This is a genomic window from Arthrobacter sp. PvP103, assembly GCF_017833075.1.
Classification (GTDB): domain Bacteria; phylum Actinomycetota; class Actinomycetes; order Actinomycetales; family Micrococcaceae; genus Arthrobacter.
Map to the genome: position 1 here is coordinate 3,920,765 of NZ_JAFIBQ010000001.1, position 20,158 is coordinate 3,940,922.

The following is a 20,158-nucleotide window of genomic DNA, read 5'->3' on the forward strand; positions in this document are numbered from 1 at the left end:
GGGAGCGAACCAGGAAGGATCAACGATGATTGACAAGGTTGTTGCCAGTGCCGAGGCCGCTGTTGCCGACATCCCCGACGGCGCCTCGCTCGCCGTCGGAGGCTTCGGGCTGTGCGGCATCCCGGTCGCCCTGATCGATGCCCTTCACCGGCACGGAACCACTGGCCTGGAAACCGTCAGCAACAACTGCGGCGTCGATGACTGGGGGCTGGGAATCCTGCTGAAGGACGGCAGGATCCGCCGCACCATCAGCTCCTACGTCGGGGAAAACAAGGAATTCGCGCGGCAGTACCTCTCCGGCGAACTCGAGGTGGTGCTCACCCCGCAGGGCACGCTCGCGGAGAAACTCCGCGCCGGCGGCGCCGGCATCCCGGCGTTCTACACCCCGGCCGGTGTGGGCACCCAGGTGTCCGACGGCGGCCTGCCGCAGAAGTACGACGCCGACGGCACGATCGCCATCGCTTCGGCGCCCAAGGAAGTCCGCACCTTCAATGGCACCGACTATGTGCTGGAGGAATCGCTGACCCCGGATTTCGGCCTGGTCCATGCCTGGAAGGGGGACCGGCACGGGAACCTGGTCTTCCATGCCACGGCGATGAACTTCAACCCGCTGTGCGCCATGGCCGGACGGATCACCATCGCCGAGGTCGAGGAACTGGTGGAGCCGGGCGAGCTGGATCCGGAGCATGTTCATGTTCCCGGCATCTTCGTCCAGCGGGTCGTCCTCGCCCCCCGGGGCGAGAAGCGCATCGAAAAGCGGACGGTCGCGGTGTCCTCCGCCGGCAACCCCTCCCCGGGGACTGAGCGCCAGACAACCGGCCAGCAAACAACTGGCCAGGCAGGAGCATAGCCGTGGAATCGAACAGCACGCCGGGAGCCCCGCCCCGTCCCGAAGCCGTACGCCATGAATACCGGCCGCCCGCCGTCGGGCATCCGGCTGGCACCAGCCCCGAAACGAAAGGCTGGACCCGCAACGAACTGGCCGCCCGGGTGGCTGCCGAACTGCAGAACGGCCAGTACGTCAACCTCGGCATCGGGATGCCCACGCTGATCCCCAACTACATCCCGGCGGGCATAGAAGTGGTGCTGCACTCGGAAAACGGCATCCTGGGCGTGGGGCCGTACCCCGCCGAGGACCAGGTGGATCCGGACCTGATCAACGCCGGCAAGGAAACCGTCACCGTGAACAAGGGCGCCGCGTTCTTCGACTCCGCCGCCTCGTTCGGCATGATCCGGGGCGGCCATGTGGATGTGGCCGTGCTCGGCGCCATGGAAGTGGCCCAGAACGGAGACCTGGCCAACTGGATGATCCCGGGCAAGATGGTCAAGGGCATGGGCGGCGCCATGGACCTGGTGTTCGGGGCCAAGAAGGTGATCGTGATGATGGAGCACGTGGACCGCAGCGGCAGGCCCAAGATCGTGCAGCAGTGCACCCTGCCGCTGACCGGAAAAGGGTGCGTGGACCGGATCATCACCGACCTCGCCGTAATCGACGTCGTCACCGAAGGCAGCTCCTCCCGGCTCGTACTGCGCGAACTGGCCCCCAACGTGACGGCCGAGGAAGTCGCCGCGGCCACGGGTGCGGAACTCTTCGAAGAGGACCAGGAACTGACCGTATGACGAATGCTGATGGGGTTTCGACCGGCTCAACCACCGGCAGCCCGCGCGTCGTTGAACAGCGGGGCCTCTACTTCGACGAGCTTGAGGAGGGAGTGGTCTACGCCCACCGCCCGGGCCGGACGGTGACCGAGACGGACAACGTCCTGTTCACCACCATGACCATGAACACCCAGGCGCTGCACCTTGACGCGGCCTGGAGCGCCGGGCAGCCCTTCGGCCAGCGTCTGGTGAACTCGATGTTCACGCTGGCCACTGTGGTGGGGCAGTCCGTTCCGCAGCTGACGCAGGGGACCATCATCGCGCAGCTGGGACTGACCGACGTGTCGTTTCCGCATCCGCTGTACCACGGCGACACTCTCTACACGGAGACGGTCATCACCGGCAAGCGGCTGTCCGCATCCCGGCCGGGCCAGGGAATCGTGACCATGCAGCACACGGGCCGGAACCAGGACGGCGTTGTGGTGGCACTGGCCTCGCGGAGCTGCCTGATGTGGACGCGCGAGGCGCACACGGACACGCAGAAAGAAGCCACCGAAAAGGGGACAATCGAAGCATGACTTTCCTGATGGGTCCCGCCCTGCTCTTCTGTCCTGCCGACCGTCCCGAGCGATACCAAAAGGCCGCGGAGCGTTCCGACGCAGTGATCGTGGACCTGGAGGACGCCGTCGCGCCTGCTGACAAGCAGCGCGCCCGCGGGGCCATCCTCGCCCAGCTGGGCGCCACCGGCGACGTTCCGGAGCTGGACCCCAGCCGGACGATCATCCGGATCAACCCGGCCGGCACAGATGAATTCGAGAAGGACCTGCACTGCCTCAAGCACACCCCGTACCGCCACGTGATGCTTGCCAAGGCCGAAAGTGCCGGCCAGCTCAAGGCGCTGGGGGACTACAGCGTCATCGCGTTGTGCGAGACGGCCGCGGGAATCATCAACGCCGCGGCCATCGCCGCCGAACCCAACGTGGTGGGCCTGATGTGGGGTGCCGAGGACCTGCTCGCGTCGCTGGGCGGGACGTCCAGCAGGAACGACGACGGCAGCTACCGGGCGGTGGCGCTGCATGCCAGGTCCTCGGTGCTGCTCGCGGCCGGGGCCTTCGGCAAGGAAGCCATCGATGCGGTGTACGTCAACATTCCGGACCTTGACGGGCTGGCAGCTGAGTCACGCGACGCTGTTGCTTCGGGATTCGGTTCAAAGGCCTGCATCCACCCCAGCCAGGTTGCCGTGGTCCGTGAAGCGTACGCCCCTGCGGAGTCGGACGTCGCCGCGGCCAAGGAGCTCCTGGCGGCTGCCGCTGCTGCAGGAAGCGGAGTGTTCCAGTTCAACGGCAGGATGATCGACGGCCCGATCCTCAAACACGCTGAATCAACCCTGCGGCGGGCCGCCCGCTAGACCGGGACACCTGACCGCCCCGCAAAGCGGAAAGCCGCAGTCCGGGAGTCGTAGGACTCCCGGACTGCGGCTATTCCGCGCCACTCCGGCCTGGACGGTCGTGAGGCGTTAGCCCGCCTTCACTGCAAGCACCGGGCAGTCCGCCTCAAGCAGTATCCGTTGGGACGTGCTTCCCAGGATCAGCTTGCCTACGGGGGTGCGGCGGCGCAGACCGATCACAATCAGATCGGCCTTGTGCTCTTCCGCGGCATCCAGTACCTCCGCAGCCGCATCGTGGCCACGGACCGGCTGCTTGATCACGTGGTCAATGCCCTGCGCAGCGAGCCGGTCCTCGATGCTCTGGATCTCAGGTTCCTGTGCGTACCGGTTGTCCACCAGTGCATCACCCTTGGAGGAGTTGATGACCAGCAGCCTGCCGTTGCGATTCCGCGCCTCGGCGATGGCCTGGGCGAGCGCTGCTTCACCCTCGGGTGTCGGGACGTATCCCACCACGATCGTCATGGTTGCTCCTTGTTAGCTGTACTTGTTTGTCACTGGTTCATCGTGTGGCCGGCCCTGACTAACCATCGCCATCGCCGTCGCCGTCGCCGTCGCCGTCGCTGTGGCCGTCGCCGGACGAACTGTCCGCACGGCGGCTGGCGTGGCTGACGCTGCCGCTAACTTCCCGCGGTTCGGCTGCGCCGGAAGTGGCGGGAAGCAGTGGGCTGCGCATCGGGCGGTTGCGGCGGATCAGCATGAACAGCAGCGGCCAGAGAAGGATGATCGCCACGATGACCCAGATCCCGACGGCGATCGGTTCGCTCCACAGCCCGGCCGGATTGCCGGCGCTGAGCTGGAGGGTCTTGCGCAGCTGGCCTTCCAGGCGCGGCCCCAGGATCACACCCAGGACCAGCGGCAGGACGGGGAGCCCGAAGCGCCTCATCATGAAGCCCAACGCACCCAGCACCAGCAACAGGACCAGGTCGAATGCCTGCAGGTTCACCGAATAGGCGCCCAGCGTAGCGAAGAACAGGATCCCGGCGTAGAGGTACGGCCTAGGGAGCTGCAGGAGCTTTGCCCAGACCGGTGCCAGCGGAAGGTTGATGATCAGGAGCAGGAAGTTGCCGATGAAGAGGCTGGCAATCAGCGCCCAGACCAGCGGCCCCTCACTGGCGAACAGCTGCGGCCCGGGCTGGATGCCGTAGGACGTGAAAGCTGCCAGCATGACGGCGGCCGTGGCGTTGGTGGGCAGGCCAAGGGCAAGCATGGGGGTCAGCGTGCCTGCCGCCGCGGCGTTGTTGGCGGCTTCCGGCCCGGCAACACCCTCGATGGCGCCGTGGCCGAATTCCTCGGGATGCTTGGAGAGCCGCTTCTCCGTCACGTAGGACAGGAAAGTGGGGATCTCGGCGCCGCCCGCGGGAAGTGCTCCGAAGGGGAACCCAAAAGCCGTACCGCGGAGCCAGGGCTTCCAGGACCGCTTCCAGTCCTGTTTGCCCATCCAGGGCTGTCCTACAGGGATGATGTTCATCGGAGTGCGTCGCAGGTGCGCAGCCACCCACAGTGCCTCGCCGACGGCGAAGATGGCCACAGCCACCACCACGATGTCCAGGCCGTCGGCCAGGAGCGGCATCCCGAACGTGAGGCGCTGCTGGCCAGTGACTGAATCCATGCCCACGAGGCCGATAGCCAGGCCCAGGCCCAGCGACGCGAACCCGCGCAGCCGGGAGGAACCCAGCACGGCGGTGACGGCCAGCAGGGCGAGCACCATGATCGCGAAGTAGCTGGGGGAGCCCAGGCTGACGGCGAACTGGACCACGATCGGCGCGCAGACGGCGAGCAGCGTGGTACCGATGGTGCCGGCAACAAAGGAACCGATGGCGGCGGTGGCCAAAGCCTGTGCCGCCCGCCCGGCTTTCGCCATTTTGTTGCCTTCGATGGCGGTGACCACCGATGACGACTCACCGGGTGTGTTGAGCAGGATGGAGGTGGTGGAGCCGCCATACATGCCGCCGTAGTAGATGCCGGCGAACATGATGAAGGCGCTGGTCGGCTCCAGGGCGTAGGTGACCGGAAGCAGCAGGGCCACGGTCATTGCCGGGCCGAGGCCCGGGAGGACTCCCACGGCCGTACCGAGGACCACACCGATGACTGCGTAGAGGAAATTCATGGGGGTTAGCGCGGTGGCGAACCCGTCCATGAGGGAGGAGAAGACGTCCATTAGAGGATCCCTTCCAGCAAGCCCGCGGGCAATGCGATGCCGAGGCCCAGGAAGAAGCCGTAGAAGGTCAGGATGGACAGGGCCAGTGAGATGAGGCCGTCACGGACGTAGTGCCGTCCGCCGAGGGCCCACACGCTGCCCCAGAACAGCACCGTCCCGGAAATCACCCAGCCGGCCCAGTCGATGAGGAGGATGTTCGCGACGAAGGCGCCAACCAGGGGGAGCACGGTTTTCCAGTCCGCCGGGTGCGCCAGGTCAACGTCCTCGCCGCCTTCAGCCTCGCCCTTGCCGCCGCGCATTACATTTACTGCCAGCAGCACGGCGCAGACGATGAGCAGGCCGGCCACGATGAAGGGGACCGTTTTGGGACCCACCGGGTCCGACTTGGAATAGGGTGTCGCCAGGCCGTAGGCGTCAAGGAAGACCATGACCCCGGCCGCTCCGAGCAGGAGGGCGACCCCCAGCTCGGAGCGGCCTTTGAGCCGTGAGGCCACCGTGGGTGAGGAACTCACGCCAAGCCAAGCTTCGTGAGGACGTCCGCCACCCGCTTGTCCTGCTCGGTCAGGAAGGTCTTGAATTCGTCACCGGTGACAAAAGCGTCGGTCCAGCTGTGCGTCTTCAGGGTCTCCTTCCAGGCAGCGGTACCGTGCATCTTCTCGAGGGCTGCGATGAGGGCTGCCTTGTCGGTGTCACTGATTCCGGGAGGGGCAACGATGCCGCGCCAGTTCGTGAAGACCAGGTCGATGTTGGATTCCTTCAGGGTGGGGGCGTCAACGCCGTCCAGCCGCTCTGCGCCGCTGGTAGCCAGCACACGGACTTCGCCCGATTCGATCTGCTTGAGGTATTCACCGGCGCCCGAGGCAGCGAAGCCGAGTTTGTTGCCGAGGATGGCCGGGAGCAGGTCGCCACCGCCGTCGTAGGAAACAAAGTTGACCTTGGTGGCGTCGATCCCCACGGCGCCTGCGAGCTGCATGGGCAGCAGGTGGTCAGGGCCGCCCGGCGAGGAGCCGCCGCCGACGGCGATGGAACCCGGATCCGCCTTCCAGGCCTTCACAAGGTCATCGATGGTCTTGTAGGGCGAATCCTTGCTGACCATGATGGCGCCGGGCTCTTCAATGAGCTTGGCCAGCGGCGTGGTGTCCGTCAGCTTGGACGCGGACTTGTTGGTGTAGCTGGCACCCACCACGCCCAGGCCCATCAGCATCGTGAGGTCGCCGTTGCCCTTTTCGTTGACCACGCGGGCCAGGCCCACGGTGCCCCCGGCCCCGGCGAGGTTGAAGACTTCAGTGTTGGTGGCGATCTTCTCGTCGTCGAGAACCTTCGCGGCGGCACGCGCGGTGGTGTCGTAGCCGCCGCCGGGCGTATTGGGGACCAGGATCTGCAGCCCGGTGACGGGTCCGGCAGCGGCGCTGGAGCTGCCGCTCGTTGAGCTCTTGCCGGTGGCACCGCAGCCGGTGGCCATCAGGGCGATGCCGGCAGCGACGGCGGCAATTCGCAATGCGCGGTTCTGGCGCATGGTGTTCCTCTTCTCAGTAAAGTTCTCGGTAAAGCTAGTCAGCAAGACTGACCGGTGCTCTGATGCTAGGCGCGGAAGTGACAGGCATCACTCTTGTGTACGCAGAGAAAGTTAAGTTCATTTCGTTCACGTTTCCGCGGTCCCACCGGAGGCTCCGGACGGGCGGCTTGCGCGTCTGCCCGGCAGGGCACGCTGGGGTATAGTTCCGGTACCCCACCCACCAGAGGAAAGAACCACAGTGACTCGACGAAGAGGAATGTCCCTCGCCGGGCAGTACCTGGTCCTGCAGTTGCTGATTGTCCTGGCGGTCCTCGTCGCCGTCGTTGCCATTTCGCTGGCCCAGTCGGCCGCCGCGTTTGAGCGGATCGAGGGGCGCCGGGCACTGTCCGCGGCTGAGGCGCTGGGCAGCAATCCCGCCGTTCGTGCGCTTCTTCCCTCGGCCGAACCGCGCGGCAGCGCGGCACTGTCCGCCGTCGCCGAGTCGGTCCGCACCGTTTCCGGTTCCGCGCAGGTGGCACTCGCCCGGTCTGACCGCACCGTGGTGGCCTCGTCCGATCCTGGACTGCTCGGCCGGCCGTTGGAACTCGGTGCGAGCCGGGTCATGGAAGGCCGGGCCTGGACCGGCGTGGTGGGCGGAACGGCCACCCCCGTGCTTTCAGCCCACGTGCCGGTCCTTGACGACTCCGGGACCATGATTGGCATTGCGTCCATCAGCCGGAACTACCCGTCCACGTGGGAGCGCCTGGGGGATGCCGTCCCCAACCTGTTGACCTATCTGGGAGTTGCCAGCGTCCTGGGTGTTGCCGGCTCCCTGCTGCTGTCCCGCAGGGTCAAGCGGCAGACCCTCGGCATGGAGCCAAGCGAAATCTCGGGCCTGGTGGAGAACCGCGAAGCGATGCTGCATGGACTCAAGGAAGGCGTGGTGGCGCTGGACCTCCACGGACGGATTACCGTGGCCAACGACAGCGCCCGGGCACTGTTGGGCCTGCCGGCAGACTGCGTGGGCAAAGATCTGGCCGGACTGCCCGTTGAGCCGGCGCTCAAGGAAGTGCTGACCGGCGAGCAGCCCGGGCAGGACCAGATGGTGCTCGTGGGGGAGCGCCTGGTGGTGCTGAACCGGGTGCCGATCCGTTCCAGGGGCAGGGTGATGGGTTCTGTCGCGACGTTGCGTGACCGGACTGAGCTTTCGTCCCTGGAACGCGAACTGGGCACCACACGGACGGCAACGGACACGCTCAGGGCGCAGGCCCATGAATTCGCCAACCAGCTGCACGTTATTTCGGGGCTGATCCAGATCGGCGAGTACGATTCCGTCGTGCAGTTCGTCAACGGAGTCACGGTGGACCGGACGCGCCTGAATGATGATGTGACCAGCCGCATCCAGGACCCGGCGCTCGCGGCCCTGCTGATCGCCAAATCAAGCCTCGCGGCGGAACGCGGCGTGCCGCTGCAACTGGACCCCGCTTCGTCGCTGTCGCCGGTGGGCGACGAGCTCTCGCGTGACCTGACCACCGTTGTGGGGAATCTCGTGGACAACGCACTCGACGCCGTCACGGGAGCCGCCGAGGCATCGGTCCGGGTCCTCGTCGAGGATCGTCGCGAGGAAGTGGTCGTGACCGTCCGGGACACCGGGCCGGGCATTGACGGCGCGGCCGCCGACGAGATCTTCCGGCAGGGATTCAGTACCAAGCAGCCCGGCCCGGCCGGCGGCCGGGGCTTTGGCCTGGCACTCTCGCGGGTGGTCTGCCGGCGTAGCGGCGGGGACCTTGCAGTGGCCAACGACGGCGGGGCAGTCTTTACGGCGCGGCTGAAAAGGAAGCCGCTGAAAGGTACGCCGCTGAAAGGGACGCCGGCAGAAGGCGGGCCGGCACGCACGGCTCCGGCCACAGGAAAGGGGACCCGGGCATGATCAATGTCCTGATCGTCGATGATGACTTCATGGTGGCAAAAGTCCACGCCGGCTTCATCCAGCGAACGCCGGGTTTCGCCGTCGTCGGGGTTGCGCACACCGGAGCCCAGGCCATCGCGGAAACCGCACGCCTGCAGCCTGACCTTGTCCTTCTGGACATCCACCTGCCCGACATCAACGGCCTCGACCTCATGGGCAGGCTGAGGGCAACCGCGCCGGAACTGGACGTACTGGTCATCAGCGCGGCCCGCGAGGTGGAAACCGTGCGCCGGGCGCTGCGTGGCGGCATCGTCCACTACCTGATCAAGCCGTTTTCGCAGGCGGACCTGCAGGAGCGGCTGGAGCACTATCGCAGCGCCTACCAGGGCCTGGACCTTGCCAAGGACGTCGCCGAGCAATCCGACGTCAACCGGGTCTTCGGGCTGGAGCGCACCGAGCGCGGGGAACGCACGGAAAACCGCCTCCCCAAAGGGTGCAGCCCGGAGACCCTCAGCCGGGTGGTGGACGTACTGGAGTCCGCCGAAGCGGATCTTTCGGCGGCCGAAGTCGCGGACCTGCTGGGCACATCCCGCGTCAGCGCCCGCCGTTACCTCGAATACCTCCACGATGAGGCGAGGGTCGAAGTGCGCCTGAAATACGGTGCTGGCCGTCCGGAGCGCCGCTACGCCCTCAAGTCAGCGTGACCCCGGCGGGAGGGACAGCGGCGGAATGGCCTCGTACAGCAGGGTCCTGATCCATCGCTGGCCCGTCTCGCGGTATTCGGCCCGGCTCGCGAAGCGGTACAGGTAGCTGTGGACGCGCACCCACCGGGGGCGGGCGCCGTCGAACGGGTCCTGGCGCAGCAGCCGCAGCACAGCACCGTCGGCTTCCAGGAGCTTGGCCAGGAAGGCGTAGAACCACTCCTCGTGGACGGTGCGCAGGGGCAGGAACCACATCAGCCAGTCCAGCCGGAGATGGTACGGGGCCCACTGGCGCGGCAGCCGGCGGACGTCACCGGGTTTCCCGCGGAATGCGTACTCCCGCCAGTCGGAGTCGTCGTCCGGCTCGGCGTCGAGGGTGCCCTCCACCACGATCTCGATCCGCAGTTTGGTCACCGTTCCGAAGGCGCCGTAAGTGTTCACCAGCTGCCAGCGGTTGAAGCTGGCGTTCATCAGCTGACGGTGCTGCAGCAGGTTCCGGGCCGGCCAGTAGCTGAGCACCAGCAGGAGCACGGTGACGGCGAGCACGACGGCGAGCCACCACACCGGGGTCTGCGCACCGGCGCCGGAACTGTCTGTTGAACCGTACGTATGCCAGTCCAGCGGGATAACGGGCAGCACCGCATGGGCCACCGGATCGCTGACTGCGGCGAAGGCCAGCAGGATGGCCATCCAGTTGAGCCAGGCGAAGTTTCCGCTCGCCACCAGCCACAGCTGGGTAAAGATGACGATGCCCGCGGCGACGCCGGCCAGCGGCTGCGGGGCGAAAAGGAAGAAGGGAACCACCAGCTGGGCGAAGTGGTTGCCCAGGACCTCCATCCGATGCAGGGGCTTGGGCAGAAGGTGGGCCTGCCGGCTTAAGGGGCCGGGCATCGGCTGGGTCTCGTGGTGGTAATACAGTGCGGTCAGGTCACGCCACTCGCTGCCACCGCGGATCTTGATCATCCCGGCACCGAACTCAAGCCGGAACAGCAGCCAGACCAGCAGGATCAGGATCGTCCGCGGCGGCGGCGTCTGGTCCGAGCCGAGGAACGCCACAGTGAAGCCGGCCTCCAGCAGAAGCATCTCCCAGCCGAACCCGTAGAAAGTCTGTCCCACGTTCACGATCGACATGTACAGCAGCCAGAGGGCCAGGAAGGCGATCATCGGCAGCCAGGGAGGTCCCAGCTGCGGAAGCCCCAGGACGAGAGTGGCCGAAATGGCCATGCCGCACCAGCAGACCAGCCGCAGCAGCCGGTCCGAATAGCGCCACAGGAACAGGCTGGGCCGGCGGCGGCGCCTGAAACTGTCCAGATAGTCCGGGACAGGGAGCAGGCCGCGCTCTCCGAGCAGCGCCGGGAACTGGTTGCGGCAGGAGAGGAACGCCACCAGGAAAAGTGTGGCAACGCCGCGCTGCAGCACCTGCCGGGCGAATTCGTACTCCGGCGCATCGAACCATGCGGCCCACTCCACGTTGTTCACGTTACGCCTGACGCGCACCGCGTCAATGTCCCGCGGCACATGCCGCCGGCGGATGCGGTGTCCCGAGTCCGTGCCGCCCGCGGGTGCGCTGACGTGCGGGATACTTAACGGATGCAGCCACGCAGAATCGTTCTCCTCGGATCCACCGGTTCCATCGGCACCCAGGCGATTGACGTCGTCGACGGCGCCCCGCACCTTTTCGAGGTTGTGGCACTGAGCGCAGGCGGCGGCAACCTGGAACTCCTTGCCCGCCAGGCCGTCCATACGAAGGCCAAGGCCGTCGGTACGGCCAGTGGCGACGCCACCGCCCTGCAGCGCCTGATTGACGACGCCGCCCGCGCCACCGGCGTGGCAGGCTACCGACCGGAGATCATCACCGGGCCGGACGCGTCAACCCGGATCGCGGAAATCGAAGCCGACGTGGTGCTCAACGGCATCACCGGCTCCATCGGCCTGGCACCCACCCTCGCGGCCCTGAAATCCGGTGCCACCCTTGCGCTGGCCAACAAGGAGTCGCTGATCGTCGGCGGCGCCCTCGTGAAGGCGGCCGCGCGCGATGGCCAGATCGTCCCGGTGGACTCCGAACATTCGGCGATCGCGCAATGCCTGCGTTCCGGGACCGCTGCCGAGGTGGACCGGCTCATCCTGACCGCCTCGGGTGGCCCGTTTCGCGGCAGGACCCGCGAGGAACTCCACAACGTCTCGCCGGAGGAGGCCCTGGCGCACCCCACCTGGGACATGGGGCTGATGGTCACTACCAACTCCGCCAGCCTGGTGAATAAAGGGCTGGAGGTAATCGAGGCTCACCTGTTGTTCGATATCCCGCTGGACCGGATCGACGTGGTGGTCCACCCGCAGTCCGTGGTCCACTCCATGGTGCAGTTCGTGGACGGCTCCATCATCGCCCAGGCTTCGCCGCCGGACATGCGCCTGCCCATCGCCCTCGGCCTCGGCTGGCCGGACCGGGTGCCGAAGGCTGCCACACCGTGCGACTGGACCCAGGCCACCAGCTGGACCTTCGAACCCCTGGACGCCGAGGCATTCCCGGCCGTAAACCTTGCCAAAGACGCTGCCAAGCAGGGGAGCACATACCCTGCCGTTTTCAACGCGGCCAATGAAGAGGCCGTGATGGCCTTCCACGCGGGCCGGATCCGGTTTACGGACATTGTGGATACCATCGAAGCGGTACTCAGCGAACACCCAGGATCTTCCGGGCTGACAGTTGAGTCCGTGCTGGATGCTGAAGCGTGGGCACGAGCGCGCACCCACGAACGTTTAGCAGTGAGCAGTCTCTAGGAAGCAGCAGATCTACGCATGAGTCCCGTCATTCTCTTCATTCTCGGTGTCGTCTTTGTGGCGATCGGCATCGCCGTCTCCATCGCACTGCACGAGGTGGGTCACCTCGTTCCCGCCAAGCTGTTCAAGGTGCGCGTCACCAAGTACATGATCGGCTTCGGCCCCACCCTGTGGTCAAAACGCAGGGGGGAAACCGAGTACGGCGTCAAAGCCATCCCGCTGGGCGGCTACGTGTCCATGATCGGGATGTACCCGCCGAACAAGGACGACGGCACGGTACGGCCCTCCAGCACCGGCATGTTCCAGACCCTCGCCACCGAGGCGCGTTCCATGGCGCACGAGGAAGTTGGCCCCGGCGACGAGAAACGGGTCTTCTACCGGCTCCCGGTGTGGAAGAAAGTCATCGTGATGCTTGGCGGGCCTGCGATGAACCTGCTGATCGGCGTGGCGCTGACGGCCGTGCTGCTGATGGGCTTCGGGATCAGCACCCCCACCACCACCATCGCGGACGTTTCCAAGTGCCAGGTGAAGGCCGGGGAGACCGTGGATCCGGACTCCGCCGACTGCAAGCCCACGCCCGCGGCTGCGGCGCAACTCAAACCGAACGACACCATTACCTCCTTCGACGGCAAAGCCGTGACCAGCTGGGATGAACTCACCGGCTGGATCCGTGCGTCCGCAGGCCGGGAAGTCAGCATCACCGTGGAACGTGACGGCTCGCCTGTCACCACCACGGTGACTCCGGTGCTTTCGGCCCGGCCGGTCGTCGGCGCCGACGGCCGGCAGGCCACTGATGCCAACGGAACCCTCCAGTACCAGGAAGTCGGGTTCCTGGGGATCGGTGCCCAAACAGCGCTGGTTGCCCAGCCGGCGTCGTCCGTCCTGCCCATGGCGGGAGAAAACATCCGGCAGGTTGCCGGCGTCGTCCTGAATCTCCCGGCACGGGTGGTGGGCGTTGCGAAGGCGGCCTTCAGCGAAGAACCGCGCGATCCGAACGGACCCATCAGCGTGGTTGGCGTGGGCCGGGTAGCGGGTGAAGTCGCCGCCATGGAGGAGGTTCCGCTGCAGTCCAGGCTCGCCGCGCTGGTGGGCCTGCTTGCCGGACTGAACTTCGCGCTGGCGGTGTTCAACCTGGTTCCGCTGCTGCCGCTGGACGGCGGCCACGTGGCCGGGGCGCTGTATGAGGGAGCCCGACGGCGGGTGGCCAAGCTGTTCGGCCGGCCCGACCCCGGTGCGTTTGACATCGCGAGGCTCCTGCCGGTGACGTACGTGGTCGCCGCGCTGCTCATGGGCATGAGTGCGCTGCTGATCTATGCGGACATCGTCAAGCCCGTCAATCTCTTCGGGTAATCAGCTCCAAGCGGCTTTGTTCCTAACATCAGCTCCTTTTGACTTATTTTCATAAATCAGCTGAAAACGATTGATATTGGAAAATCAGTCGGTTATGGTTGCCCCATGTACGTGCTCACCATCGACCAGCGGGGCAGCACCGGTGACCGGGACCGCGTGCCCGGCCTCCTTGCCGAGCTGTACCGGACATCCACCGCGGGCAGGTTCGAACGCTCCGTCGGGGACGAAGTCCAGGGCGTCGTGGAAAAAACGGCGGAAGTCGTGGACATCGCCCTTCACTGCCTGCGGAGCGGCCAGTGGTACGTCGGAATCGGAGTCGGCGCCGTCGACCTCCCGCTGCCGGCCAGCCCGCGGGAAGGATCCGGGCCCGCATTCGTCGCCGCCCGGCTGGCGGTTGAAAAAGCCAAGTCCGCTGCCGCCCATGTTCCGTTGTCCGTGGTGTCCGGCGGACTCCACCGCGGCGGAGCGGCTAACCCTGAGGCCGGGCCCGGCATCAGGGCCTGCGCGAACGCCGAGGCAGTCCTGCGTCTGATTGGCCGGCTGGTGCAGGACCGCACGGAGGCGCAATGGAAAGTGGTGGACGCCCTCCGCGGACTGCAGCACGACGGGTCAGCCAGGCACGGCAGCCAGAAGCTCGCAGCCGCACAACTCGGAATCACGGAGCAATCGGTGAGCCGTGCCGTCCTGAGGTCCGGCTGGCAGGAAGAATGGGCGGCGAGGCCTGCCGCTGAGATGCTCCTGGCCCTTGCCCATGATGCTGTCCTGGAAGGACACAGGTGAACGCTCTCTGGATTACGCTCGCCCTGCTGACTGCGGGTTTCGCCGGCTGGCCAGTCACGGCACTGGTGTTCCGGCTGGCCCGGACCATCGACGACAAAGCGGACGCGGCCAGGGCAGCCGAAGACCGGGCGGCCAGCGAGTCCGCTGACGACCCCGCCGCGGATGTCACGGTGGACAATGCCGCGGCGCACAAGGCCGCGGCGGACAAGGCCTCCGCCCAGCTGGCGACCACCACGCGGATACTGCGTGGCGGTGCCATTATCGGCGTCCTGGAAAGGCTGGCGGTGTGCCTGGCCATCCTGGCGGGCCAGCCGGTGGCCATCGCCTATGTGGTGGCCATCAAGGGCCTGGGACGCTTCGCAGAGCTGAAGGAGACTCCCGTTGCCGCGGAAAGGTTCATCATCGGTACGCTGACGTCCATGCTGTGGGCCGCCGGGGTTGCCGCCCTCGCCAAGATCCTCTTCCTCGGCTGAACCGGATACGTACTCGGGCGGGCATGGCGATAGGGTATCCATATGACTGTTTTTGCTGTTGAGTACGTATACGCCGCCGAGTCCACCGAAGCACGGAACGCCGCCCGTCCGGCACACCGGGAATGGACCGCCGGGCTTGCCCGTGAAGGCGCGCTCCTGGCCAGCGGACCCTACGGCGACGGCGCCGGTGCGTTGCTGATCTTCAAGGCCGCAGACGAAAATGCACTGAACGGTATCCTCAAGCAGGATCCTTTCGCCTCGGGCAACGTCATCGCAGGCACGCGCACCACGGAATGGAACCCGGTGACCGGCCTCCTGGCCGAGCACGCCGCCTAGCCCGCCGGCACCACACACCATCGAACTTCGATATAAATAGGAGTCCACGTGACCTCGGTCAGCCTGGGAATGCCGTCAGCACCGCCGCCCGTCCTTGCCCCGCGCAGGAAGACCCGCCAGATCAAGGTGGGCTCGGTGGGCGTCGGCTCGGATTCGCCCATCAGCGTGCAGTCGATGACCACCACGCCCACTACGGACATCAACGCCACGCTGCAGCAAATTGCCGAGCTGACGGCCTCGGGCTGCGACATCGTGCGCGTGGCCTGCCCCTCCGCAGATGATGCGGAAGCCCTGCCGATCATCGCGCGGAAGTCCCAGATCCCCGTCATCGCGGACATCCATTTCCAGCCCAAGTACGTCTTCGCCGCCATCGAGGCGGGTTGTGCTGCGGTGCGCGTCAACCCCGGCAACATCCGTAAGTTCGATGACCAGGTCAAGGAGATCGCCCGCGCCGCCAAGGACCACGGCACCTCCATCCGGATCGGCGTCAATGCAGGATCCCTGGAGCCCGGGATCCTGAAGAAGTACGGCAAGGCAACCCCCGAGGCCCTAGTGGAGTCAGCGGTCTGGGAAGCCTCACTGTTCGAGGAGCATGGCTTCCACGACTTCAAGATCTCCGTCAAGCACAACGACCCCGTGATCATGGTCGCCGCGTACGAGATGCTGGCAGAAAAGGGCGACTGGCCCCTTCACCTCGGCGTTACCGAGGCCGGACCGGCCTTCCAGGGCACCATCAAGTCCGCCACCGCCTTCGGCGCACTCCTGTCCAGGGGCATCGGCGACACCATCCGCGTTTCCCTCTCGGCCCCTCCCGTCGAGGAAATCAAGGTTGGCAACCAGATCCTGCAGTCCCTCAACCTGCGCCCCCGCAAGCTCGAAATTGTCTCCTGCCCGTCCTGCGGCCGCGCCCAGGTGGACGTCTACACCCTCGCCGAGCAGGTCACAGCGGGGCTGGAAGGCATGGAGATCCCGTTGCGCGTGGCCGTCATGGGCTGCGTCGTCAACGGCCCGGGCGAGGCGCGCGAAGCCGACCTCGGCGTGGCCTCCGGTAACGGCAAGGGACAAATCTTTGTGAAGGGGGAGGTCATCAAGACTGTCCCTGAGAGCGAAATTGTTGAGACACTGATCGAAGAGGCCATGCGAATCGCTGAAGAGATGGGGGAGGCCGATGGCGAAGATGCTGTCAAGGGTAGCCCCGTGGTTAGCGTCTCGTAAGGAGACTGCCGGGCCCGGCATATCAATCCGGGTCCTGTCCGGGCCGGACACTGCCGAACTGCGGGAACTGGCCCGGGCAGACGTTGTGGCCAACGTGTTCATCCTGTCGCACCTGGCCGCGACAGGGACGGCCGCGCCCACCGTGGGCGGGGCCAGCATTTTTGGCGTGTTCGACGGCGACGCCCTGGTGGGCGCGTGCTGGGCCGGGGCAAACCTTGTTCCCGTCCAGCTGGACCCGGAACTCGCCGGTCTTGTCGCCGAGCATGCGCAACGTTCCGGCCGCCGCTTCGCCTCCATCTTCGGCCCCGCGGATACTGTCCTGGCCATGTACGAGCAACTGGAGCAGCTCGGGCAGCAGGCACACGAGGTCCGGGCGGACCAGCCCCTGATGACCATCGCCGGGCCGCCGGCCGTACAGGCGAACACGAGCCTGGGCATCGGCCAGCTCGCCGACTTCGACAGGATCCTTCCCGCCTGCGCCGCCATGTTCGAAGAAGAAGTCGGCTATTCGCCGTTCCTGGGCGGCCGCGAGTTCTACAGCAGGCGCGTGGAAGGCCTCATCCGACAAGGTCATTCCCTCGTCCACCTCGACCAGGGCGGCCAGGTGATGTTCAAGGCCGAACTGGGCGCCGTCACTCCCGACGTGACCCAGGTCCAGGGCGTCTGGATGAACCCCTCCTCCCGCGGGCTTGGACTCAGCGCCGGCTATATGGCCGCCGTCGTATTGCTGGCGCAGAAATTGGCGCCGGTCACCAGCCTGTACGTCAATGACTACAACGCCCGGGCGAGGGCCACCTACGAACGAGTTGGCTTCCACCAGGTAGGCACGTTCGCTACAGTTCTGTTCTAGCTGGCCCCAACGGCCGGCGTTCGAACTTATTGGGGGATAAATGAATACGTCCGTTGTGCGCTTTTTTGGGGCCTCTGCCCTCTTGGTGCTTGGCCTGTCCGCCTGCGGCGGTCCTGCGGCCCCTGTTGACGCCGGGGCGTCCCCGGAAACGTCCGCCGCCTCTGTCACCCCGAGCCCCACGCCACCGGAAGCTGCATTCACCATGCTGACCTCTGACGAACTCGCGGAGATCGCCGGATCCGTCAAAGACTCAGCCAGCGCACCCCTCTCCGTGTTGCCTGCCGACAAGGTCTCGCAGGCGCTCGACCAGATGATGTCCCTCATGACCGATGTGCAGGTGGAACCGGCCGAGTGCAATTCCATCGCCACCGGGGCTGCCATCAAGCCGGACAGCAACACCACCATGGCGGTGGGTGCCTCCACTTCTTCATCGGCGGAACTCACCCAGACGCTCTCCTTGGTATCAGGGGTGGCGAAGGAGCAACTGGACCAGACGCTTGCCCGTCGCAGTAGCGAGATCGAGGACTGCAGCAGCATCATCATGAACATCCAGGGAATGTCCATGACAGCCGAGACCACACGGCTTGACAGCAGTGCCGCCACTCCCGGCGCCATCGCCATGCAGACGGACGTCACGCTGCCCACGGGCGCCACCCAGAGAACGGTGATGTCCTTTGCCGTCAAAGGCGGCGTCCTGATCTCGGCGCAGGCCTCCGGGACGGGCGTTACCTCGTCCGACCTGACGTCGGCTGAAGCCCTGCTGGACCAGGCGGCTACCCTCATTGACTAGCGGACCGTCCACCGGGACGCACGCGGTAACACAGAGTCAACAGCCGAAAACTGCGTGACGACTCTTGTAATGGTGCCGTGGATCACATAAGTTCTTCCTAGCCGCGCCGATGGGGTGCGTGCGGTCTCAGGGGGAAATCAGCAGATGGCACTGGACGTTGACCTTCCCAGCAGGCACGCCTAGCGCTTCCTCCGGACTTCTGGGTCCGACGGGCCGTAAGAGCCACGCCAAAACAGGATGACCAGCCGGCAACGGCCAGGGGCTTCCTTTCAGTTCTGGCGTGGCTCTTCTCCGTCCGGCGCGGGAACGCGCGGGCGGCAGGGTCATTGACTCCGGTTCCCGGCGGCCTGCCGACGGGAACCCGGCACCCGCCGCGCCACGGTAGATTAGTACCCAGACGAATTTGCCAAGCCCGTCATCTGAACAGGCACCTCCCAAGAAACGGATTCCTACCCGTGGTCCTTCGACTTTCCAAGCTGTTCCTGCGCACCCTGCGCGAAGATCCCGCCGACGCCGAAGTGGCGAGCCACCGGCTCCTGGTCCGCGCCGGGTATATCCGCAGGGCAGCACCGGGCATCTACACCTGGCTGCCGCTCGGCCTGAGCGTGCTGCGCAAGGTGGAGAAGGTCATTCGCGAGGAAATGGCCGCCATTGGCGCCCAGGAAGTGCACTTCCCGGCGCTCCTGCCCAAGGAGCCCTACGAGGCCACTAACCGCTGGACCGAGTACGGCGAGGGCATCTTCCGGCTCAAGGACCGTAAGGGCGGGGACTATCTCCTGGCCCCGACGCACGAGGAAATGTTCACCCTCCTGGTGAAGGACCTGTACTCCTCGTACAAAGACCTTCCGTTGAGCATCTACCAGATCCAGAACAAGTACCGCGACGAAGCCCGCCCCCGCGCGGGCCTGCTGCGCGGCCGCGAGTTCATCATGAAGGATTCCTACTCGTTCGACGTCGACGACGCCGGCCTGGACGCGAGTTACAACGCGCACCGCGCCGCCTACCTGAAGATCTTCGAACGCCTCGGCCTTGAGGTCATTCCGGTGGCTGCCACGGCGGGAGCCATGGGTGGCTCCCGGAGCGAGGAGTTCCTGCACCCCACCGAGATCGGCGAAGACACCTTCGTGCGGTCCGCCGGCGGCTACGCGGCCAACGTTGAAGCCGTCACCACTGTGGTCCCGGCTGAGATCGACTTCAGCAATGCGCCTGCAGCCGAGATCCGGGACACCCCGAACACCCCCACCATCGACACTCTTGTGGACGCGGCAAACCAGCTGGTTCCGCGCGATGAGAACGACGGCGGCGCATGGACGGCCGCTGACACGCTCAAGAACGTCGTCCTGGCCGTCACCCTGCCCACCGGTGAGCGCCAGATCGTCGTCATTGGCGTACCCGGTGACCGCGGTGTTGACCTGAAGCGGGTTGAGGCCAACATCGGCGCTTACCTGCCGGTCGCCGGCGAGATCACCGTGGAAGCCGCGGGCGAGGAAGACCTCGCCCGCAACCCCCTGATCGTCCGGGGATACCTCGGCCCGGGAATGTCCCTCGGCACGCCGCTTCTCGGCCTGGAAGGTGCCGCCAAGCTGCTGTACCTGGTGGATCCCCGAGTCGTCAAAGGCACCGCATGGGTGACCGGAGCCAACATGGCCGGCAAGCACGTCTTCGGCCTTGTGGCCGGCCGCGACTTCGGCTGGGACGGAGTGATCGAGTGCACGGAAGTGCGCGCCGGGGATGAAGCCCCGGACGGTTCCGGCCCGCTGGAAACCGCACGCGGCATTGAGATGGGCCACATCTTCCAGCTTGGCCGCAAGTACGCCGAGGCCCTTGAGTTGAAGGTCCTGGACCAGAACGGCAAGCAGGTGGTGGTCACCATGGGTTCCTACGGCGTGGGCGTCACCCGTGCCGTCGCTGCCCTGGCCGAGTCCAACCACGACGCCAAAGGCCTGGTCTGGCCCCGTGCAGTGGCTCCTGCCGATGTCCACGTTGTGGCTGTGGGCCGGGGCGAGGAAATCTTCGCCGCCGCCGAACAGCTGTCACTCGAGCTCGAAGCCGCCGGCCTCGAGGTCATCTACGACGACCGCCCCAAGGTGTCCCCGGGCGTCAAGTTCGGCGACGCGGAACTCATTGGCGTGCCCACCATCCTGGCCGTTGGCCGCGGGCTGGTGGACGGCGTCGTGGAGATCAAGGACCGCCGCAGCGGTGAGGCAGAGAACGTGGCAGTTGAGAAGGCTGTTGACTACGTCGTCAACGCCGTCCGCAGCAAGTAACCCGCGCGGCTGA

General features: G+C 66.2%; 20 protein-coding genes. 15 read left to right on the forward strand and 5 right to left on the reverse strand.

Annotation, left to right across the window (positions count from 1 at the left end; genetic code table 11):
* Positions 1 to 25: 25 nt before the first annotated feature.
* From JOE41_RS17890 to JOE41_RS17905, 4 genes are read left to right on the forward strand one after another with little or no spacing between them, the layout of a single operon-like run.
* Positions 26 to 850, forward strand: a complete 825-nt coding sequence (locus JOE41_RS17890; RefSeq protein ID WP_209753130.1) for a CoA transferase subunit A — start codon at positions 26 to 28, stop codon at positions 848 to 850.
* 2 nt (positions 851 to 852) lie between these two features.
* The gene (locus tag JOE41_RS17895; protein WP_307800720.1) at positions 853 to 1,620 is read left to right on the forward strand and encodes a CoA transferase subunit B; all 768 of its coding nucleotides are present in this window, start codon (positions 853 to 855) and stop codon (positions 1,618 to 1,620) included.
* On the forward strand, positions 1,617 to 2,177 hold the full coding sequence (locus JOE41_RS17900; RefSeq protein WP_011691251.1) for a MaoC family dehydratase: 561 nt from the start codon (positions 1,617 to 1,619) through the stop codon (positions 2,175 to 2,177). Before JOE41_RS17895 ends, JOE41_RS17900 begins: the two co-directional genes overlap by 4 nt.
* The gene (locus tag JOE41_RS17905; protein ID WP_011691252.1) at positions 2,174 to 3,007 is read left to right on the forward strand and encodes a CoA ester lyase; all 834 of its coding nucleotides are present in this window, start codon (positions 2,174 to 2,176) and stop codon (positions 3,005 to 3,007) included. Before JOE41_RS17900 ends, JOE41_RS17905 begins: the two co-directional genes overlap by 4 nt.
* Positions 3,008 to 3,115: 108 nt before the next feature.
* On the opposite strand, the gene JOE41_RS17910 is transcribed toward JOE41_RS17905, so the two are convergent.
* The 4 genes from JOE41_RS17910 to JOE41_RS17925 are packed head-to-tail and all read right to left on the reverse strand — an operon-like array spanning position 3,116 to position 6,720.
* Entirely contained in the window at positions 3,116 to 3,508 is a 393-nt protein-coding gene (locus JOE41_RS17910; protein ID WP_011691253.1) for a universal stress protein, read from the reverse strand.
* Between the two features lie 58 nt (positions 3,509 to 3,566).
* Complete coding sequence (locus JOE41_RS17915) at positions 3,567 to 5,204, reverse strand: tripartite tricarboxylate transporter permease (protein WP_209753131.1); 1,638 nt, start codon at positions 5,202 to 5,204, stop codon at positions 3,567 to 3,569.
* Complete coding sequence (locus JOE41_RS17920; RefSeq protein ID WP_209753132.1) at positions 5,204 to 5,716, reverse strand: tripartite tricarboxylate transporter TctB family protein; 513 nt, start codon at positions 5,714 to 5,716, stop codon at positions 5,204 to 5,206. Before JOE41_RS17920 ends, JOE41_RS17915 begins: the two co-directional genes overlap by 1 nt.
* Positions 5,713 to 6,720: a tripartite tricarboxylate transporter substrate binding protein gene (locus JOE41_RS17925; RefSeq protein WP_011691256.1), complete on the reverse strand. Its 1,008-nt coding sequence runs from the start codon at positions 6,718 to 6,720 to the stop codon at positions 5,713 to 5,715. Before JOE41_RS17925 ends, JOE41_RS17920 begins: the two co-directional genes overlap by 4 nt.
* A 256-nt stretch (positions 6,721 to 6,976) precedes the next feature.
* On the opposite strand from JOE41_RS17925, the gene JOE41_RS17930 reads away from it, so the two are divergent.
* Together JOE41_RS17930 and JOE41_RS17935 are read left to right on the forward strand one after the other, a co-directional pair.
* Positions 6,977 to 8,629, forward strand: a complete 1,653-nt coding sequence (locus JOE41_RS17930; protein WP_052309655.1) for a sensor histidine kinase — start codon at positions 6,977 to 6,979, stop codon at positions 8,627 to 8,629.
* Positions 8,626 to 9,312 (forward strand): response regulator, encoded by a 687-nt coding sequence (locus JOE41_RS17935; protein WP_011691258.1) that lies wholly within the window; start codon positions 8,626 to 8,628, stop codon positions 9,310 to 9,312. The genes JOE41_RS17930 and JOE41_RS17935 overlap by 4 nt, the downstream gene beginning before the upstream one ends.
* On the opposite strand, the gene JOE41_RS17940 is transcribed toward JOE41_RS17935, so the two are convergent.
* The gene (locus JOE41_RS17940; RefSeq protein ID WP_209753678.1) at positions 9,304 to 10,779 is read right to left on the reverse strand and encodes a lipase maturation factor family protein; all 1,476 of its coding nucleotides are present in this window, start codon (positions 10,777 to 10,779) and stop codon (positions 9,304 to 9,306) included. The genes JOE41_RS17935 and JOE41_RS17940 overlap by 9 nt on opposite strands.
* A gap of 120 nt (positions 10,780 to 10,899) precedes the next feature.
* On the opposite strand from JOE41_RS17940, the gene dxr reads away from it, so the two are divergent.
* The 9 genes from dxr (at position 10,900) to JOE41_RS17985 (ending at position 20,145) form a co-directional block, all read left to right on the forward strand.
* A complete protein-coding gene (gene dxr, locus JOE41_RS17945; protein WP_209753133.1) occupies positions 10,900 to 12,084 on the forward strand; it encodes a 1-deoxy-D-xylulose-5-phosphate reductoisomerase in 1,185 nt (394 codons plus the stop codon).
* A gap of 18 nt (positions 12,085 to 12,102) precedes the next feature.
* Positions 12,103 to 13,434, forward strand: a complete 1,332-nt coding sequence (locus tag JOE41_RS17950) for an RIP metalloprotease (RefSeq protein ID WP_011691261.1) — start codon at positions 12,103 to 12,105, stop codon at positions 13,432 to 13,434.
* A gap of 105 nt (positions 13,435 to 13,539) precedes the next feature.
* Positions 13,540 to 14,214 (forward strand): MarR family transcriptional regulator, encoded by a 675-nt coding sequence (locus JOE41_RS17955; RefSeq protein ID WP_209753134.1) that lies wholly within the window; start codon positions 13,540 to 13,542, stop codon positions 14,212 to 14,214.
* Entirely contained in the window at positions 14,211 to 14,687 is a 477-nt protein-coding gene (locus JOE41_RS17960; protein ID WP_209753135.1) for a hypothetical protein, read from the forward strand. Before JOE41_RS17955 ends, JOE41_RS17960 begins: the two co-directional genes overlap by 4 nt.
* A 42-nt stretch (positions 14,688 to 14,729) precedes the next feature.
* Positions 14,730 to 15,023 carry a YciI family protein gene (locus JOE41_RS17965; RefSeq protein ID WP_011691264.1) on the forward strand — a complete coding sequence of 98 codons (294 nt, stop codon included), beginning with the start codon at positions 14,730 to 14,732 and terminating at the stop codon, positions 15,021 to 15,023.
* Between the two features lie 48 nt (positions 15,024 to 15,071).
* Positions 15,072 to 16,238 (forward strand): flavodoxin-dependent (E)-4-hydroxy-3-methylbut-2-enyl-diphosphate synthase, encoded by a 1,167-nt coding sequence (gene ispG, locus JOE41_RS17970; RefSeq protein WP_011691265.1) that lies wholly within the window; start codon positions 15,072 to 15,074, stop codon positions 16,236 to 16,238.
* Positions 16,201 to 17,088 (forward strand): GNAT family N-acetyltransferase, encoded by an 888-nt coding sequence (locus tag JOE41_RS17975; RefSeq protein ID WP_209753679.1) that lies wholly within the window; start codon positions 16,201 to 16,203, stop codon positions 17,086 to 17,088. Before ispG ends, JOE41_RS17975 begins: the two co-directional genes overlap by 38 nt.
* A gap of 40 nt (positions 17,089 to 17,128) precedes the next feature.
* Entirely contained in the window at positions 17,129 to 17,878 is a 750-nt protein-coding gene (locus JOE41_RS17980) for a hypothetical protein (protein WP_209753136.1), read from the forward strand.
* A gap of 455 nt (positions 17,879 to 18,333) precedes the next feature.
* A complete protein-coding gene (locus tag JOE41_RS17985) occupies positions 18,334 to 20,145 on the forward strand; it encodes a proline--tRNA ligase (RefSeq protein ID WP_011691268.1) in 1,812 nt (603 codons plus the stop codon).
* The last annotated feature ends 13 nt before the right edge of the window (positions 20,146 to 20,158 follow it).

Excerpts from the sequence above, each read along its gene's own strand:
- JOE41_RS17915 (WP_209753131.1), bottom strand. The coding sequence starts at position 5,204 with ATGGACGTCTTCTCCTCCCTCATGGACGGGTTCGCCACCGCGCTAACC.
- JOE41_RS17935 (WP_011691258.1), top strand. The coding sequence starts at position 8,626 with ATGATCAATGTCCTGATCGTCGATGATGACTTCATGGTGGCAAAAGTC.
- JOE41_RS17910 (WP_011691253.1), bottom strand. The coding sequence starts at position 3,508 with ATGACGATCGTGGTGGGATACGTCCCGACACCCGAGGGTGAAGCAGCG.
- JOE41_RS17955 (WP_209753134.1), top strand. The coding sequence starts at position 13,540 with ATGTACGTGCTCACCATCGACCAGCGGGGCAGCACCGGTGACCGGGAC.
- JOE41_RS17950 (WP_011691261.1), top strand. The coding sequence starts at position 12,103 with ATGAGTCCCGTCATTCTCTTCATTCTCGGTGTCGTCTTTGTGGCGATC.
- dxr (WP_209753133.1), top strand. The coding sequence starts at position 10,900 with ATGCAGCCACGCAGAATCGTTCTCCTCGGATCCACCGGTTCCATCGGC.
- JOE41_RS17965 (WP_011691264.1), top strand. The coding sequence starts at position 14,730 with ATGACTGTTTTTGCTGTTGAGTACGTATACGCCGCCGAGTCCACCGAA.
- JOE41_RS17980 (WP_209753136.1), top strand. The coding sequence starts at position 17,129 with ATGAATACGTCCGTTGTGCGCTTTTTTGGGGCCTCTGCCCTCTTGGTG.
- JOE41_RS17900 (WP_011691251.1), top strand. The coding sequence starts at position 1,617 with ATGACGAATGCTGATGGGGTTTCGACCGGCTCAACCACCGGCAGCCCG.
- JOE41_RS17975 (WP_209753679.1), top strand. The coding sequence starts at position 16,201 with ATGCTGTCAAGGGTAGCCCCGTGGTTAGCGTCTCGTAAGGAGACTGCC.
- JOE41_RS17930 (WP_052309655.1), top strand. The coding sequence starts at position 6,977 with ATGTCCCTCGCCGGGCAGTACCTGGTCCTGCAGTTGCTGATTGTCCTG.
- JOE41_RS17890 (WP_209753130.1), top strand. The coding sequence starts at position 26 with ATGATTGACAAGGTTGTTGCCAGTGCCGAGGCCGCTGTTGCCGACATC.
- JOE41_RS17925 (WP_011691256.1), bottom strand. The coding sequence starts at position 6,720 with ATGCGCCAGAACCGCGCATTGCGAATTGCCGCCGTCGCTGCCGGCATC.
- JOE41_RS17905 (WP_011691252.1), top strand. The coding sequence starts at position 2,174 with ATGACTTTCCTGATGGGTCCCGCCCTGCTCTTCTGTCCTGCCGACCGT.